General features: G+C 70.2%; 17 protein-coding genes. 6 read left to right on the plus strand and 11 right to left on the minus strand.

Annotated elements, in window-relative coordinates; genetic code table 11:
* Positions 1–94: 94 nt before the first annotated feature.
* Positions 95–1,585 (plus strand): 1-hydroxycarotenoid 3,4-desaturase CrtD, encoded by a 1,491-nt coding sequence (gene crtD / locus WDZ97_RS13675; RefSeq protein WP_425763101.1) that lies wholly within the window; start codon positions 95–97, stop codon positions 1,583–1,585.
* Positions 1,582–2,529, plus strand: coding sequence for a carotenoid 1,2-hydratase (locus WDZ97_RS13680; RefSeq protein ID WP_425763102.1), 948 nt, complete (start codon positions 1,582–1,584; stop codon positions 2,527–2,529). Before crtD ends, WDZ97_RS13680 begins: the two co-directional genes overlap by 4 nt.
* Before the next feature lie 22 nt (positions 2,530–2,551).
* On the opposite strand, the gene WDZ97_RS13685 is transcribed toward WDZ97_RS13680, so the two are convergent.
* Complete coding sequence (locus WDZ97_RS13685; protein ID WP_019916967.1) at positions 2,552–2,692, minus strand: hypothetical protein; 141 nt, start codon at positions 2,690–2,692, stop codon at positions 2,552–2,554.
* 75 nt (positions 2,693–2,767) lie between these two features.
* Here WDZ97_RS13685 and bchO point away from each other — a divergent pair, with 75 nt between their 5' ends.
* Positions 2,768–3,640, plus strand: a complete 873-nt coding sequence (gene bchO, locus WDZ97_RS13690; protein ID WP_425763103.1) for an alpha/beta fold hydrolase BchO — start codon at positions 2,768–2,770, stop codon at positions 3,638–3,640.
* Between the two features lie 10 nt (positions 3,641–3,650).
* On the opposite strand, the gene WDZ97_RS13695 is transcribed toward bchO, so the two are convergent.
* From WDZ97_RS13695 to WDZ97_RS13720, 6 genes are all read right to left on the minus strand, one after another.
* Complete coding sequence (locus WDZ97_RS13695; protein ID WP_425763104.1) at positions 3,651–4,700, minus strand: phytoene/squalene synthase family protein; 1,050 nt, start codon at positions 4,698–4,700, stop codon at positions 3,651–3,653.
* On the minus strand, positions 4,693–6,213 hold the full coding sequence (locus WDZ97_RS13700; RefSeq protein WP_425763105.1) for a phytoene desaturase: 1,521 nt from the start codon (positions 6,211–6,213) through the stop codon (positions 4,693–4,695). Before WDZ97_RS13700 ends, WDZ97_RS13695 begins: the two co-directional genes overlap by 8 nt.
* A gap of 28 nt (positions 6,214–6,241) precedes the next feature.
* Positions 6,242–8,065, minus strand: coding sequence for a magnesium chelatase subunit D (locus WDZ97_RS13705; protein WP_425763106.1), 1,824 nt, complete (start codon positions 8,063–8,065; stop codon positions 6,242–6,244).
* A gap of 11 nt (positions 8,066–8,076) precedes the next feature.
* Complete coding sequence (bchI, locus tag WDZ97_RS13710) at positions 8,077–9,096, minus strand: magnesium chelatase ATPase subunit I (protein ID WP_020165702.1); 1,020 nt, start codon at positions 9,094–9,096, stop codon at positions 8,077–8,079.
* 111 nt (positions 9,097–9,207) lie between these two features.
* On the minus strand, positions 9,208–9,843 hold the full coding sequence (locus tag WDZ97_RS13715; RefSeq protein WP_304001715.1) for a trimeric intracellular cation channel family protein: 636 nt from the start codon (positions 9,841–9,843) through the stop codon (positions 9,208–9,210).
* Positions 9,844–9,871: 28 nt separating this feature from the next.
* Positions 9,872–10,363, minus strand: a complete 492-nt coding sequence (locus tag WDZ97_RS13720) for a hypothetical protein (protein ID WP_425763107.1) — start codon at positions 10,361–10,363, stop codon at positions 9,872–9,874.
* Here WDZ97_RS13720 and WDZ97_RS13725 point away from each other — a divergent pair.
* Both WDZ97_RS13725 and WDZ97_RS13730 read left to right on the plus strand, forming a co-directional pair.
* The gene (locus WDZ97_RS13725) at positions 10,362–10,499 is read left to right on the plus strand and encodes a hypothetical protein (RefSeq protein WP_425763108.1); all 138 of its coding nucleotides are present in this window, start codon (positions 10,362–10,364) and stop codon (positions 10,497–10,499) included. The genes WDZ97_RS13720 and WDZ97_RS13725 overlap by 2 nt on opposite strands.
* A 95-nt stretch (positions 10,500–10,594) precedes the next feature.
* Positions 10,595–11,731 (plus strand): M48 family metallopeptidase, encoded by a 1,137-nt coding sequence (locus WDZ97_RS13730; RefSeq protein WP_425763109.1) that lies wholly within the window; start codon positions 10,595–10,597, stop codon positions 11,729–11,731.
* Positions 11,732–11,762: 31 nt separating this feature from the next.
* On the opposite strand, the gene WDZ97_RS13735 is transcribed toward WDZ97_RS13730, so the two are convergent.
* Positions 11,763–12,185, minus strand: a complete 423-nt coding sequence (locus WDZ97_RS13735) for a CBS domain-containing protein (protein ID WP_304001706.1) — start codon at positions 12,183–12,185, stop codon at positions 11,763–11,765.
* Between the two features lie 190 nt (positions 12,186–12,375).
* Between WDZ97_RS13735 and WDZ97_RS13740 the strand changes: the two genes are divergently transcribed.
* A complete protein-coding gene (locus WDZ97_RS13740) occupies positions 12,376–13,278 on the plus strand; it encodes a DMT family transporter (protein WP_425763110.1) in 903 nt (300 codons plus the stop codon).
* A 57-nt stretch (positions 13,279–13,335) separates the two neighbouring features.
* Here the strand turns inward: WDZ97_RS13740 and ssb are convergent, their stop codons facing one another.
* The 3 genes from ssb to WDZ97_RS13755 all read right to left on the minus strand — a co-directional run bounded on the left by ssb (position 13,336) and on the right by WDZ97_RS13755 (position 16,637).
* A complete protein-coding gene (gene ssb / locus WDZ97_RS13745) occupies positions 13,336–13,869 on the minus strand; it encodes a single-stranded DNA-binding protein (protein WP_425763111.1) in 534 nt (177 codons plus the stop codon).
* 88 nt (positions 13,870–13,957) lie between these two features.
* Complete coding sequence (locus tag WDZ97_RS13750) at positions 13,958–15,304, minus strand: MFS transporter (RefSeq protein WP_425763112.1); 1,347 nt, start codon at positions 15,302–15,304, stop codon at positions 13,958–13,960.
* 103 nt (positions 15,305–15,407) lie between these two features.
* A complete protein-coding gene (locus WDZ97_RS13755; RefSeq protein ID WP_425763113.1) occupies positions 15,408–16,637 on the minus strand; it encodes a M48 family metalloprotease in 1,230 nt (409 codons plus the stop codon).
* Positions 16,638–16,779: the final 142 nt, after the last annotated feature.

Here is a 16,779-nt window from a genome sequence, read left to right on the forward strand (position 1 = left end):
TCGCGCCAACTGTCAACCTTGATTGTCAGGCGCTGGTGTAATGTAATGTAGACATGACAGGTCGTAACGTCAATGAAGGTTTACAGGAGCCGGCATGAGCGGACAGGACGTGGTGGTGATCGGTGCCGGCGTGGCGGGCCTGGTGGCCGCGCTCGAACTGGCCCGCCGCGGCCTGGCGGTGACGCTGACCGAGCGCGCAGGCACGCCCGGCGGCAAGCTGCGCGAGGTGCACGTGGCCAGTCTGCGGCTCGACGCGGGCCCGACGGTGTTTACGCTGCGCGAGGTATTCGAGGACATCTTCGATGCCGCCGGCAGCAACTTCGCCACGCACGTCGGCACGCGCAAGGTCGAGGTGCTGGCGCGGCACGCCTGGTCTGCCGGGCAGCACCTGGATCTGCATGCCGACGTCGACCGCAGTGCCGAGGCCATCGGCGACTTCGCCGGCGCCGCCGAGGCGCGGCGCTTCGTCCGTTTCACGCGCGAGGCGCAGACCATCTACCGCACGCTCGACAGCAGCTTCATGCGCGCCCAGCGGCCAGGGCCGCTCGAACTGGCGCGCCGCGCCGGCGTCGACATCCTGCGCATCCGCCCCTTTGCGACGATGTGGCAGGCGCTCGGCAGCCACTTCCGCGACCCGCGGCTGCGCCAGCTGTTCGGCCGCTACGCCACCTATTGCGGCTCGTCGCCCTTCGATGCACCGGCCACCTTGATGCTGGTGGCCCACGTCGAACAGCGCGGCGTATGGCTGATCGAGGGCGGCATGTACCGGCTGGCCGAGGCGCTGGCGGCACTGTGCGTGCGTCACGGCGTGCAGTTCCGCTACGGCGAGCACGTCAGCGAGATCACGCTGCAGGGCGATCACGTCTCCGGTGTACGACTGGCCTCGGGCGAGTGGCTGGCGGCGCGCACCGTGGTTGCCAACGCCGACGTCGCCGCGCTGCCTGCCGGCCACTTCGGTGACGACGTGCGCCGCGCGACGGCCGCCGTCGAGCCGGCCGCGCGCTCGCTGTCGGCGGTGACCTGGAATCTGGTCGCGGCCACACGCGGCTTTCCGCTGCTGCGCCACAACGTGTTCTTTTCCGCCGACTACCGCGCGGAATTCGACGACCTGCAGCGCCATCGCCGGCTGCCGCGCGCCCCCACCGTGTATGTCTGCGCACAGGACCGCGGCGATGCACCGCCGCCGTCGTCACTGCCGGCGGAGCGCCTGCTCTGTCTGGTCAATGCGCCGGCCGATGGCGACCGCAGGCTGGCGCGCCCCGGCGAGATCGAGCGCTGCGCTCACCTCGCCTTCCGCCAGATGGAACAGTGCGGCCTGCACATCGACCGCCGCGCCAGCGCCTGCGTCACCACCACGCCGGAGGACTTCAACCGGATGTTTCCCGCGACCGGCGGCGCGCTGTACGGCGAGGCCTCGCACGGGTGGCGTGCCGCCTTCCGTCGTCCTGGCGCGCGCAGCCGCGTGCCCGGACTCTATCTGGCCGGCGGCAGCGCGCACCCCGGCCCCGGTCTGCCGATGGCCGCGCTGTCCGGCCGGCTGGCCGCCGACTGCATCCTGCGCGACCGGACGGACGCCCGCTCATGAATGCACGCAGCTTCGACGCCGACGTGGCACCGGGTGGCTACCGCTGGTGGTATGTCGACGCCACCAGCGATGACGGTCGCTACGGACTGACGGTGATCGCCTTCATCGGCAGCGTGTTCTCGCCGTATTACGCACTGGCCCGCCGCCGTCGCCCGGGTGCCGCCGATCCGCACGCGCACTGCGCGGTGAATGTCGCACTGTATGGCGAAAAGCGCCGCTGGACCATGACCGAGCGCGGCGCCTCGGCACTGCAGCGCGACGCGCACAGCCTGCGCATCGGCCCCAGCCGGCTGCACTGGGACGGCGCCGCACTCACCATCGACCTCGACGAGATCGGCGCCCCGCTGCCGATGCGCGTACGCGGCAGCGTGCGCCTGCACGCGCCGACGCTGGTGCAGGACGCCTTCGCGCTCGATGCCGACGGACACCACCTGTGGCTGCCGATCGCACCCTGCGCGCGAGTCGAAGTGAGACTGAGCGAGCCGGCGCTGCACTGGCATGGCGACGCCTATGCCGACAGCAATGCCGGCAGTCGCGCACTGGAGGAGGACTTCACCCGCTGGCACTGGTCGCGCAGCAGCCTGCGCGGCGGCGACACCGCGGTGCTGTACGACGTGCAGCGTCGCGACGGCACGCCGCATTCGCTGGCGCTGCATTTCGACGCCGACGGCGGCTGCCGCAGCTTCGCCGCACCGGCGGCGCACGACCTGCCGGGCACGCGCTGGGGCATCGCCCGCGCGACGCGCAGCGAAGCGGGCACGACACCGCGGGCGCGCACGCTGGAAGACACGCCTTTCTATGCGCGCTCGCTGCTCGACACCCGGCTGCTCGGCGAGCCGGTGCATGGCGTGCACGAAAGCCTGGACCTCGAACGCTTCCGCAGCGGCTGGGTGCAGATGCTGCTGCCCTTCCGCATGCCGCGGCGCAGCGCATGGGCCGCCTGAGGGTGCCTGGTCAGCGCCCGGCTCAGCGCTCCGGCGCTTCGTCCTTGCGGTCGCCCTCGCGCTTCTGCAAACGGCGCACCGACACCAGCTGGTACACGGCGAACACCAGCACGCCGCCGAATATCAGCACCGCCTCGACAATGACCAGCGTGGTCGGACTCATTGCACGCCCTCCTGTATGGTTGCATCGAGTGCACTGAACCGGCCCCCGAACTTTCCCCCGAATCGCCCCAACGCCATGGCCGCAACCGAAAGCCTCGACTGGCCGCGCGACGGCGCCGACTGGCCCAATCGCGATGCAAGTCGCTTCGTCGACGCCGGCGGCGTGCACTGGCACGTACAGATCGCGGGCAGCGGCCCGCCCCTGCTCCTGCTGCACGGCAGTGGCGCCTCGACCCATTCCTGGCGCGACCTGCTGCCGCTGCTGGCACGCGAACACACCGTCATCGCGCCCGACCTGCCGGGCCACGCCTTCAGTTCGACCCCGCCGGCCGGCACGCTTTCGCTGCCCGGCATGGCGCGCGCCGTCGGCGCGCTGATGCAGACCCTGCAGATCGCACCGGCGGCGGTGGCCGGGCACTCGGCGGGCGCGGCGATCGCACTGCGCATGCGGCTCGACGGCCTGCTGCCCGGCCGCCAGCTGGTCAGCCTCAATGGTGCGCTGCTGCCGCTGCCCGGCCTGGCCGGCCTGCTGTTCCCGCCGGCCGCCCGCCTGCTGTCACTGACCCCCTTTGCCGCCGCCCTGTTCGCGCGCAGCGCGTCGCGCAGCGGTGCGGTCGAGCGGCTGATCGCCAGCACCGGTTCGCACATCGACGCGCGCGGCATCGCGCTGTACGCGCGACTGGTGCGCTGTCGCGCCCACGTCGCCGGGGTGCTCGGCATGATGGCGAACTGGGACATCGCACCGCTGGCGCGCGACCTGCCGCGGCTCGACGCCGCGCTGACGCTGATCGCGGCGCGCGGCGACCGCACGGTGCCGGCCGACTGTTCGCGCCGGGTACAGCGCATCGTCACCGGCGCGCGCCTGATCGAGCTCGACGGACTGGGGCATCTGGCGCACGAGGAAGCGCCACAGCGACTGGCCGCGCTGATCGCCGAAGCGGTGCGGTAGGCCACCGGCGTCAGCCGCCCTGCGCGCGCGCCCGGTCCTGCCGCTCCAGCCGCTCGAACAGGTCGATCAGCCACTCCAGCCGCTGTCGCGGCGTGCGCGACGGCAGCCGGTCGAGGCTTCCCTGCACGGCCAGCGGCAGCGGCGCCGCGGTGACCGCGTCGACCAGCATCGACACCTCCTCCAGCTCGGCGTAGCGCGCATCCGCCTGCCGCGCGGCTGCGGTGAGCGAGCCCGCCAGCAGCACCGTCTTGCGCCAGGACGACACGACCGAGCGCTGCGACACCGAATCGTGTCCGTTGGCCACCACGCCGCGGCCGATATCGCGATAGATGGCGCGTGCCGCCCGGATGCCCGGCCGGCAGGCCGGTGGCAGCTGTTCGATGCCGGCAGCGGCGCGCTCGTACAGCAGGTCGGCACAGCCGAGCAGGCGATCGAGCACCGGCACCAGCCGCGCGTCGAACACCGGCTGCGCCAGCCAGTCGTCCGGGTCGATGCCGGCCACGCGCAGCCAGCCGCGCGGCAGGTAGAGCCGGCCGCGCCGGGCGTCCTCGCCGATGTCGCGGGCGATGTTGGTGAGCTGCATCGCCAGCCCGAGATCGCAGGCGCGCGCCGCCTGTTCGCGGTCGCGCACGCCCATCAGCATCGCCATCATGGCGCCGACGGTGGCTGCGACGCGGGCGCAGTAGTCGTACAGCTCGGACAGCGTTTCGTATTGCCGGCCACGCGCATCCCAGGCGAAGCCCTCGATCAGGGCGTGCAGCAGCGCCGGCGGTATGGCGAACTGCACCACCACCCGCGACAGCATGCGATCGACCGGATCGTTGCGCGGCCGGCCGGCGCAGGCGGCATCGACCCGCCGGCGCAGCGCCTCGACGGTCGCCTCGTCGGCCGCGCTGTCATCGACCAGATCGTCGGCGATGCGGCAGAAGGCATACAGCGCGCACGCCGGTTCGCGCACCGCACGCGGCAGCAGCAGCGAGGCGGCGAAGAAGGAACGCGAACCGTCGCGCAGCAGACGGCGGCAGGCCGCCATGTCGCGGGCTGCGTCGTGATCAGACATGGGACGGGTCCGGCACCAGACGGTCGAGCACGCGCGCCGACGACAGCACGCCGGGCAGACCCGCGCCGGGATGCGTGCCGGCGCCGACCAGATAGAGCCGCTCCAGTTCTTCGCTGCGGTTGTGCGGACGGAACCAGGCGCTCTGCGTCAGCACCGGCTCCAGCCCGAAAGCCGCGCCCTTCAGCGACAGCAGGCGGTCGCGGAAATCGATCGGCGTGGTGACGCGCGAGGTGACGATGCGCTCGCCCAGCCCTGGCAGCAGCGTCGCCGACAGGCGGTCCTCGATCGCCTGTCGGTAGCGCTCCGCCTCGATCGACCAGTCGGTGCCGCTGTCCAGGTGGGGCACCGGCGACAGCACGTAGAAGGCGTCGCAGCCTGGCGGCGCCAGCGACGGATCGGTCGCGGTCGGTCGGTGCAGATAGAGGCTGAAATCGTCGGCCAGCACCTGCCGCTCGAAAATGTCGTGCAGCAGCGCCCGGTAGCGCGGACCCAGCAGTATCGTGTGGTGCGGCACCGCGTCGTAGCAGCCGCGCGTGCCGAAGTACCAGACGAACAGGCTCATCGAGTAGCGGGCGTCGTCGAGGCGGCGGTCGGTCCAGCGCTTGCGCCGGGTGGATGGCAGCAGGTGCTTGTAGGTGTAGGCGGCGTCGGCATTCGACACCACGACGTCGGCTGCAATCGTGTCGCCGTTGCGCAGCCGCACGCCGGTGGCGCGGCCGTTGTGCGCGGTGATCTCGACCACCTCGGCGTCGCAGCGCACGCGGTTGCCCTGTCCCTCGATCAGCTTCACCAGGCCGCTGACCAGAGAGCCGGTGCCGCCCATCGCGAAGTGCACGCCCCACTGCCGCTCCAGGTGGGCGATCAGGCCGTAGATCGACGTGACAGTGAACGGATTGCCACCGACGAACAGCGGATGAAAGCTCAGCACGAAGCGCAGCCGCTCGTCGCGCACGTGGCTGGACACCAGGCTGTACAGACTGCGATAGCTTTGCAGCTTCAGCATCGCCGGCAGCACTTTCGCCATGTCGATCCAGCTGTCGAAGGGCACGTGACCCAGCTGTTCGAAACCGACGCGGAAGGTCGCTTCGCTGGCCTGCATGAAGCGCTCGTAACCGGCCACATCGTCCGGCGCCAGCCGCGCCACCTCGCGCCGCATCGCTTCGGGGTCGCCGGAACAGTCGACGGTTTCGCCGTCGTCGAAGCGGATGCGGTAGAACGGCGACAGCGGCCGCAGATCGACGTCGTCGGACATGCGCCGGCCGCACAGCTGCCACAGTTCCTCGAACAGGAAGGGCGCAGTGACGATGGTCGGGCCGGCGTCGAAGGTAAAGCCGTCCTGCCGGTGTACGTAGGCGCGTCCGCCCGGCGCATCCAGTCGTTCCAGCACGGTGACGCGGTAGCCGCGCGCACCGAGCCTGACCGCCGCGGCCAGCCCGCCGAAGCCGCTGCCGATCACCACCGCATGCGGTGCGCTGCGGCGCACGCCGGTCACCGCCGGCGGCAGATCGCTCATCGAAGTCATCGCCGAATACCGGTCGTGTTCATCCGTTCTGGCCCGCGGACTGTGCGCCCGCCTGCTTCACCAGCCGTGATATGCCCTGCGCATCGGCCGCGGACAGCGGTGCGTACAGCGCGCCCATGCCGGCCGCCAGCGACTGCGCTGACGGATGTGGCCGCGGCGAGGTGTCGATGAACAGCGTGCGCAGTGCCGACGCGCGCACCCGCCGCGCCGCCGCCTGCGCGTCCTGTTCGGCGCGGGCACGGCCGCCCTGACCGTCGCGCGCGACATTGCCGCGGCCGTCGGTGAGCAGCACCAGGGTCGGCGTGTCGCCCTGCCGGCGCAACGCGTCGGCCAGGCTCCAGCCGGCTTCGATGCCGGCGGCCAGCGGTGTGCCACCGCCACCGGGCAGGCCGGCCAGGCTGCGTTTGGCGCGCACCAGTGAACGGGTCGGCGGCAACAGCAGTTCGGCACGCGTGCCGCGGAAGGCGATGACGGCCACGCGGTCGCGCCGCACGTAGCAGTCGGCCAGCAGCAGTTCGACCGCGCCCTTCGCTTCGCCCAGCCGGTGCAGCGCCGACGAGCCGGAGGCGTCGACGACGAAGATGGTGGTGGTCTGCGTACGCTGTCGGTAACGGACGATGCGGAAGTCCTCCGGTCGCACCGCCACCCGCGTCGCCGGCATGCCCTGGCGTCGGCGCAGCACCTGCCACGGCGCCGCCGCACGCAGCGTGTCGATGACACTGAGCCGCAGCCCGCCGCCCGGTCGCCCCTTGCGCACGCCGACCGGCCGCCCGCGCTGGCCGTTGCCGCGCAGCGCGCCGGATCGCCCGGCGCTGCGCGCCCGCGGCAGTCGGCCGCCGGCCAGCCGGATATGCGCCAGCAGGTCGGGACTGAGCACCGCGCGTACCGCTTCGAGCACGCGGTCTTCGAGCGGCTGTTGCATATCGGCGGGCCGCTCGTCCTTCGGCTCGCCGCCCGCATCGCCCGGCGGCGGCGCAGCCTCGGCGGGCGTGCTGTCGGAGGGCTGATCGGGCGCGGCGGCCTCGGGTGACGCATCGGCCGGTGCCTCGGCGGCACTCGCGGGACATTGCGTCGCGCGCGGCGCCAGCACGAGCTGGGCGGCCAGCGTCACGTCCGGCTCGCCCACCTGGTCGCGCCCGTCCAGCGCGGCCGCGGCGCGGGCGGCGCGTACCGCGAGCATGAAGGCGCGCAGCGAATCGACACCGAAGGCCTGTGCCGCCGCACCGAGCGACTGGATCACCACCGGCGACACACTGACCATCGGCAGGCGCGTACGCGCGGCGGCGATGTGTCCGGCATCGAAAGGCAGTTGCGGGCAGTCGCCAGCGCGCAGGCCTTCGAGGTCGACGAAGCAGGCCAGCCGATCGCACAGCGCGGCCGGCAGGTTCTCGTCGTCGCCCTGCGCCTCGTCCAGCGCGATCACCCCGAACTCGGCCGCCTCGCGCGCTTCCATGCCGTCGCGCAGCATCACCACGACGCCCTCGTCCATCACCGCGGTCAGCCTCGCCGCAGCGGCCGAACTGATGCGCTCGGCCATTGCCAGCAGCACGACGCCGCCGTGCGCCTCGACCAGCAGACCGCGCTCGGCCACCGGTCGGCCGGCGCGCAGCGTGGCCGCGAGGTCGAGCCCGCCGAGCAGGCGGGCATCGGGGGCGTCGAGCGGAATGCGGCGCAGCGGCGTGCCGGGCGGCAGCAGCGCGCGCAGTTGCGCCAGCCAGGCGTCACGCGCCGGGCCCGCCTGGGCGCGCAGCCGCACGCCGCCACATCCGGCCGGATCGAGCGCGCACAGCGCGGCCGGCAGCAGTGCGCGCAGCCAGCGCGCCATCGTGTCGTCAGTCTGCATCGGTGCCCCGCTCATGCCGGCAGCAGCTCATCGACCGCGCGCGCCACGCGCACGCCGGAGCCGGATTCGTCCAATGGATCGCGGCGCAGCCGGTGGCGCAGCGCCGACGGCGCGATCCGTCGCAGATGCGCATCGCCGACCTCTTCGTCGCCGTCATAGGCGGCCAGTGCGCGCGCCGCGCGCACCAGCGTCAGTTCGCCGCGCAGGCCGTCGGTGCCGAGCTGCATGCACAGCCTGGCCGCCTGTTCGAGCGCCGCATCCGGCACCCGTACGGCGGGCAGGCGTTCGCGCGCACCGACGATGCGACGACGCAGCTTGGCGTCGCGTCCGGACCACTGCGCACAGAAGCCGGCGCGGTCGCGCTCGAAGGCGTCGCGCCGCTTCACGACATCGACGCGGGTCGGCAGGTCGGTCGGCGTGCTCACCTCGACCGACAGGCCGAAACGGTCCAGCAGCTGCGGCCGCAGCTCGCCCTCTTCCGGGTTGCCGCTGCCGACGAGCACGAAGCGCGCGGGGTGACGCACGCTGAGGCCTTCGCGCTCGACCACGTTCTCGCCGGAAGCGGCCACGTCGATCAGCAGATCGACCAGGTGGTCTTCCAGCAGATTGACCTCGTCGACATAGAGGAAGCCGCGATGGGCGCGCGCCAGCAGTCCGGGTTCGAAAGCCTTCTCGCCGCGGGTCAGCGCGCGTTCGAGATCGAGAGCGCCGACCACGCGGTCCTCGGTGGCGCCGAGCGGCAGATCGACCACCGGCACCGGCACCAGCCGCGCGCGTCGCGATGCGGCGGCGGCGGAACAGACCGGGCAGACCGAAGCCACCTCGTCCGGGTCGCACTGGTAGGCGCAGCCCTCGACCGCGCGCATCTTCGGCAGCAGTGCCGCCAGTGCGCGCACGGCCGTCGACTTGCCGGTGCCGCGGTCGCCGAACACGAGCACACCGCCGATGGACGGATCGACCGCCGACAGCAGGATGGCCTGCTTCATTTCGTCCTGGCCGACGATGGCCGAAAACGGGAAGGCTTGCGACATGGCGCACCTCGCGCGGAAGTCGGGCGCCATGGAAGATCGATGGCACATCCGATAGTGTCACTTTATGCTGACACTTCGGATGTGTCTACAGATTGACGCTACACGGTGTGCTCAGCTTTCGTCGCGCGGCCAGCGCGGTACCGACCAGCCGGTCATCACCGCCAGCAGCCGCAGGCCGGCGATCAGCGCGACCGAGACGGCCAGCGACAGCAGCGGTGTCACCGCCAGCGCGTCCATGCCGAGGTAGAGCCAGGCACCGACGAAGGCGCACAGGGCATAGGGCCGGTGGTCGTGGAACACGTTCGGCACCTCGTTGCAGATGACGTCGCGCATGACGCCGCCGAGCACGCCGGTGACGACGCCCATCATGACCGACACGAAGAGCGGCATGCCCATCTGGTGCGCCAGGCTGACGCCGGTGACCGAAAACAGACCGAGACCCAGCGCGTCGGGAATCAGCATCGCGCGCTCGGTGACGATTTCGCGGTGCTTGTGCAGCCAGGGCGCCGCCACCAGGGTGAGCACGAAGATGAGCCACACATAGCCCTGGTGCTCGACCCAGAAGAAGGGCCGGCGGTCGAGCAGCACGTCGCGTACGGTGCCGCCGCCGAAGGCGGTGATGAAGGCCACGGCGAACACGCCGACCACGTCCATGCGGCGGCGCGCCGCTTCGATCATGCCGGACACGGCAAAGGCGAGCGTGGCGGCGAACTCGATCGCCGAAATGAGCAACTGGAATCTGGGCATGCGGCGATTGTAGGCGCCGCTGGCGGTTTCAGCGTTGCCGGACCTCGAACACGTTGGCGCCGGCCGGCGTCACGAAGGATTCGAGAAAGCGGGTGCGCTGGAAGTCGGCGACGGTCGGCGGATGTGCGCGACAGGGCGCCTGCAGGAAGGGCGTGTACATATAGACGGACATTTCGGGCGATTCGAAATGAACCCGGATCGACGGCGTGCGCGCCGCATCGAACTCCGGCGGCAGACCGATCTGCGCCACCAGCGTGTAGGCGATCAGCCTGTCCTTCCACGCCATCGCCACCAGCCTGTCGTGCAGTATTTCGTACTGCATGTAGTGCGGCAGCGCGTAGTTTGCAGGATCGGACTCCAGCGGATGGACAAAACCGGCCGGACAGACGTAGCTGCCGAAGGGCCACACCGTGCCGAAGCGCCGCAGACGTTCGCGCGCCTGCCGGTTGCTGCGGTCCAGCAGTTCAAGCAGTTCGAACTCGGCGAGCGGGGAATCGGGCTTGAACAGGGGAAGCGCCATGGTGAAACTGGGGCCGAAGAAGATGATCGTTCCAGTCTATGCCGACGCCGCGCGCCGACATGCCCAACGCATCACGCTGATACAAATCGGCGCGAGCAGACGCCACATCGTTGTTTCGAACGGGGAAATTGCCTGATCGGGCTCAGGTATTCGGCTGATTGCCGCAGCGCTGGCGCGCTGCGTATAAGTCGGCCCAGTCCCCTCGCGTTTGCCCTGCCCGGAGCCGCCATCGTGAATGCGCACAGCCGACAACGCCAGCTTCGCCGCCTGCTCACGCTGCGCGCCACCCTATGCATCGGGCTGCTGACCGCAGCGCTGGCCGGCAGCCTGCTGTCCGGGCTGATGCTGCTGCATGCGCTGGATGGCGCCTCGACCGGGGCGGCTGCCGTGGCGCTGGCCACGCTGCTGGCGGTCGCCGGGGTCGGCGTGCGACTTTCGCGCTGGCTCTGGGTACCGACGCCGGACTGCGCGGGCATCGTGCTGCCGGACGCGCTGGCGCCCGGCTTCCGCCGGCGCATCGACCGCCTGTGTGCGCGGCTCGGCGCACGCCGCATCGATCGCGTGCTGGCCACGCCGGAGGTGAACGCGGCCGTCGTGTGTCGCCCGGCTTTCGGTCTGTTCGGCCCGATGCGCACGACGCTGCTGCTGGGCATACCCCTGGCCCACTGCCTGACGCCGCAGCAACTGTCGGCGGTGCTGGCGCACGAACTGGCTCACCTGTCGGCGCAGCGCGGCCGCCGCGGCGCCTGGGCCGCCCATCTGCGCACCTGGTGGCTGCGCTGTTTCGACCGCATCGACGAGGACGACGGCGCGCTGGCGCGCGCCGCCCGCCGTGTGTTCGCGCGCACCGCACGGACCGATCTCGAACAGTCCGTACAGTTGTCGCGACTGGACGAATTCGAGGCCGACGCACTCGCTGCCCGCGCGGTCGGCGCGCCGGCGCTGGCCGGCGCCCTGATCGATCTGGCGATGAAGGACCGCTTCCTGACCGAGAACTACTGGACCAAGGTGATGGAACAGGCGCGCAGCAACCGCCGGCCGCGCATCCGCCCCTTCCGCGAAATGGGCCTCGGCATGCAGGTGGGCTTCGTGCGCGACGACGCGCTGGCCGATCTGGACCATCTGCTCGGCGTACGCGCCGACACCGCCGCCTTCGACACCCACCCGGCGCTGGCCGAACGTCTGGCGGCGCTCGACATCGACCACGCCGACGGCCTGCCCGACGCGGCCGACGGCCCGAGCGCGGCCGAACACTACTTCGCCGACCTGCTGCCGACGCTGTCGCTGGCCTTCGACCGCATGTGGTGGCTGGCCTCGTCGCGCGACTGGCGGCAGCAGTACCGCAGCGCGCGCGCCGATCGCCGCTGAGTCAGCGGATCCCGACTCAGCAGATCCCGCATCAACAGATCCTTTCCCACAGGCTGGTTTCGTCGCCCAGCCGTTCCAGTTCGGCGCCCTTGAAGTCGCCGCGCGACACGATGCCGACGATCACCCCGTTGTCGACCACCGGCAGATGGCGGAAGCCGCGATCGTTCATTTCGCGCAGCGCATCGATCGAGGTCTGGTCCGGCGCGATCGTGTGCGGCTCCGGCGTCATCGCCTCGGCCAGCGTCATGGCCGGCGCGTGATGCCCCTCGGCCAGCATGCGTACCGCGTCGCGGCCGGTGAAGATGCCGACCAGCTTCTGCTTGTCGTCGACCACCAGTACCGCCCCCGTCCCCTTCTCGTGCATCAGCCGGCAGGCATGGCTGACGGTGTCCTTCCGCTGCAGCAACAGCGGTTCCCTGTTCTTGATGATGAAGGCGATGTAGCGCTTTTCCATGATGTCTCCTGAAATGCCCGGGGCGAATCCCCTTTGAATCTAGCCGCCGGCCGGTCGGCCGTCTTGAGCAGGATCAGGCGGGCGCGCCTTGACTGTGCCGCCGTGCCGACCGGAACAGCCGGCAACACAGCAGGAAGGCGGACCACGACACGCTCTACACTGAGGCCCCGTCGCATCGATTGACTTCGCAATGCCCCGCTTCGCCCCGTCCCCGCGCACCACCGGCTATCTCGCCGCCGCCGGTACCGTCGCCATCTGGACCGGCTTCATCCTGGTATCCCGCTATGGCGGCAAGAGCCCGCTGACCGCGTGGGACACGCTGGCGCTGCGCCTGGGCACCGCCGCGCTGTTGCTGCTGCCCTTTGCCGGCAGTCTGCCGCGCGGCGCCTGGCGCAACGCACGGCTGTGGACACTGACCCTGCTCGGCGGCCTCATCTACGGTCTGTTCGTGTTCGCCGCCTTCAAGTACGCGCCGGCCGCGCACGGCGCCATCCTGCTGCCGGGCATGCAGCCCTTCCTGGTCGCCGCGGCCGCATGGTGGCTGCTCGGATCGCGGCCCGGCGCCGCCCGCATGGTCGGCCTCGCCGGCATCGCGTTGGGCATCGCCAGCGTCGCCGTGCATTACACGGCAGGCGGTCACCCGTGGACGCACGACATGCTGCTCGGCGACCTGCTGCTGCTCGGCGGCTCGGCCGCCTGGGCGCTGTACAGCGTGCTGGCAAAGAAGTGGAAACACGACGCGTGGACGCTCACCCGCTTCGTCGCGCTCGGTTCGACCGCGCTCTACCTGCCGGTCTATCTGCTTTGGCTGCCCAAGGCGCTCGACCAGGTGCCGACCGGCATGCTGGTGCTGCAGGGCCTATACCAAGGCGCCGGCGTCACCATCGTGGCGATGATGCTGTTCCTGAAGGCGGTGCATGAACTGGGTGCCGAACGCACCGGCGCGCTGGTGGCGCTGGTGCCGGTGCTGGCCGGCGTCGCCGCCGCACCGCTGCTGGACGAGCCGCTGTCCGGCTGGCTGGTCGTCGGCCTGATCTGCGTGTCGGCGGGCGCCTTCGTCGCCGCGCGGCCCGGGCGGGCGACGCCGCGCTGAAAAAAAAAACGGCGCACCCGCAGGCGCGCCGTTTTCTGTCCGGACTGACCGTTCGCGTCAGAACGGGATGTCGTCGTCCATGCCGCCGAAGCCACCGGACGAGGACGGCGGTGCCGACTGCGGCGCCGGAGCCGGACGGCTGGGCGCCTGACGCGGCGCGGACTGGCGCGGTGCCTGATCGAAATCGTCGCCGCCGCTGTAACCACCACCGCCACCACCGCCGTAGCTTTCACCGCCACCGCCGCCGCCCGAACCCTGACGGCTGCCCAGCATCTGCATCTGCTCGGCGCGGATTTCGGTGGTGTAGCGGTCCTGACCTTCCTTGTCCTGCCACTTGCGGGTGCGCAGGCTGCCCTCGACATAGACGGCCGAGCCCTTGCGCAGGTACTGGCCGGCGATCTCGGCCAGGCGGCCGTAGAAGGACACGCGGTGCCATTCCGTCTGTTCCTTCTTCTCGCCGGTAGCCTTGTCCTTCCAGCTGTCGGTGGTCGCCACCGTGATGTTGCAGATCGCGTCGCCGTTCGGCGCGTAGCGGGTTTCCGGATCGCGGCCCAGGTTGCCGACGATGATGACCTTGTTTACTGAAGCCATGATTTTCCTCCCGCGAGATTCGTGTATTTCGTTTCTGACAGCGACGCTGCGCACCGGACGGGCGCTGCGCCATTATTCCATATGAATTTCAGGCAACGACCGGCGCATCAAGCAGCCGGCGTACGCCCTCTTCGTCCCACAGTTCCAGATTCACCTTCAGATACGCCATGCGGCGTTCCCGTTCGACGCTGGCTTCTCTTACACCCGGCAGTTCGAGCAGCCGCTCGCGCAGCCACTCGATGTCGACATGATCGCCGATCGCGTACTCGCGCAGTGCAACCACCGGCGGCGCTTGCATGCTGCGCGCCCACAGCCACCAGGCGACGGCCAGCACGACGCAGAAGCCGAACACGCCGGCGGCACCGAAACGCAGCGCAATCGCGCCGCCGATGGCACTGCCGGTGGCGGCACCGATGGACTGCGCGGTATTGAACACGCCAAGCGCCGCACCCTTGGCCGCCGGCGGCGCGATGCGCGACACCAGCGAGGGCAGCAGCGCCTCCAGCAGGTTGAAGGCGATGAAGAACACGAACAGCCCGCCGACCAGCACCCACATCAGGTCGACCTGCGCCAGGAAAATGAACTGCGAGGCGATCAGCGTGACGATGGACGCCAGGAACACCGACTTCACGCGCGCACGCTTTTCCGCCCAGACGATGGCCGGCACCATGACGACGAAACTGGCCAGCACGATGGGCAGATAGAGCGTCCAGTGTTCGGCCACCGGCACGCCCATCACCTCGACCAGCGCCAGCGGCACCATCAGGAACATGGCCATCTGCACCATGTGCACGGTGAACATGCCGAAGTTGAGGCGCATCAGCTGACGGTCGGCAATCACCCGCGCAAACGGTGTCGGCTGCACCACCGGCGCGTGGTCCGGGTCGGGCACCACCTTGAGCAGCACCGGAATCGCGGTGAGCGCCAGTACGGCGATGAACAGGAACATGCCGTCCATGCCCACCCAGCCATACATCGCCGGCGACAGCACCAGCGAACCGGCGAACACGAGGCCGATGGTCGAACCGATCATCGCCATCACCTTGGTGCGGTGCTGGTCGCGCACCAGATCGGCGGCAAGCGCGGTCACCGCGGCGGAAATGGCGCCGGTACCCTGCAGGATGCGCGCCGCGATCATCCAGTGGATGTCCGGCGCCCACATCGCCATCAGGCTGCCCGCCGCGTACAGCAGCAGACCGACGACGATGACCGGCTTGCGACCGAAGCGGTCGGAGGCGATGCCGAACGGAATCTGCATGAAGGCCTGGGCGAGACCGAACACGCCGAAGGCCAGCCCGGCCATGAAGATGTTGTCGCCGCCGGGCAGCGTCCGCGCGAACACCGAAAACACCGGCAGCACGAGGAACAGGCCGAGCATGCGCAAGGCGAGAATGAATGCGAGCGCCACGCCCGCACGCCATTCGGTGCGGGTCATGCGGTCTGAAATAGGGGAAGTCATGGCGGGACGGCGAAGGAACCGCCGAATTCTAGCAAAGCCGCGGCCACTGCCACGGCCTCTCCGTCACCGCCGCCCGGTTTCAGCGGCACCAGGACGGCCGGCGGGGCTCAGGTCGCTCGGTCTGGCACTGCCACTGGACCGCGCCGCTGACGTCATCCAGCGAGGGCACGAAGGCCAGCGCGTCGTCCTGGCCGCCGGGCCGGCCCAGCGGCGTCACGATCACCGTACCGCCCTCGCGCATGTCCACGCTTGCCACCGCCTGCAGCGCCTGTACCGCCGGCACGCGGTCGAGCGCGGACAACAGGGTGTTCGCCTGTTCCAGCGTGGCCGCCTCGGTCTGCAGGTGCTGCAGCAGCGTGCCGGCGGCCGCATCGACCTGCGCCAGGCGGGCGCGCTTCACGTAGTCCTCGTACTGCGGAATGGCGATGGCCGCCATCACGCCGACGAGCGCGACCAGCATGATCAGGCCGCCGCCGCCGCCAATCCCGGGAAAGCGCGGCACGAACAGCGCCAGCAGCTTGGCGCGCAGGCTGCGTCGCGGCACCCGCAGTTCGCGGCCGGACGACAGCGCGCGCAGCGCCAGCATGCGCTTGGACAGCCAGGGGTAGTCCGAGGTCAGCTCGTTGAACGACATCCAGAAGCCGCCGCTTTCGGCGCTCTGACCGATGAAGGTGTCGCTGTTCAGCGTCATCCACCGGCGCGATCCACCCACCACGACCGCCAGCGCGCGTTCGGCATCCTCCGGCTTCGGGCACAGCGCAAGACCATAACGGTCGCAGGTGTATTCCTGGGCGCGGCGGTAGGCGGCACCGATCAAAGGCAGGAAGGCGGACGGCCAGAGAAAGACCGAACGCAGCAGGCCGGTGTGCTTGCGGTGGATGTGCGCCAGTTCGTGTCCGATGTAGAAATCCAGTGAATCCGGACGCTCCTCCAGCGCATCGACGATGGGCGAGAACAGCACGACGTAGTGGCGACCCAGGAATTTGGCCGCCAGCGCGTTCAGGATGCCGTCGGACTGGATCAGGTAGCACTCGGGCAGTTCGCGTATGCCTAGCCGGTCGCAGGCGCTGACGATGCGCGCGTGCAGGTCCGGAAACTGGTCCGGTCCGATGCGCGCTCCGTTGCCCTTCAGGTGGGTGATGAACCAGGAAAAGCCGAACAGGTAGAACAGTCCGCCGAACAGCAGGTAGACCAGCACCAGGCCGAAGGTGGCGACCACGATGAGCACCCACAGCACTGCGGACAGCACGGCGTGAATTCGGAACAGCGTGTTCTCGCGCGGATAGGGCGCAACGGTCAGGATCTGCATGTCTGTTGTCATCGTTGTTGGAGGGAGACGGCGAGCGGCACGCTAATCAATACGCATGCGCGACGCAAGTGCGTGCAGCCCGACCTGTGCAGCCGCTCGCAATTCGACGGGAAATGGGGTCTCATACCCGGTTTGCCCTGCC

It is taken from the genome of Methyloversatilis sp. MC4-4 (genome assembly GCF_049843555.1).
Classification (GTDB): Bacteria; Pseudomonadota; Gammaproteobacteria; order Burkholderiales; family Rhodocyclaceae; genus Methyloversatilis; species Methyloversatilis discipulorum_B.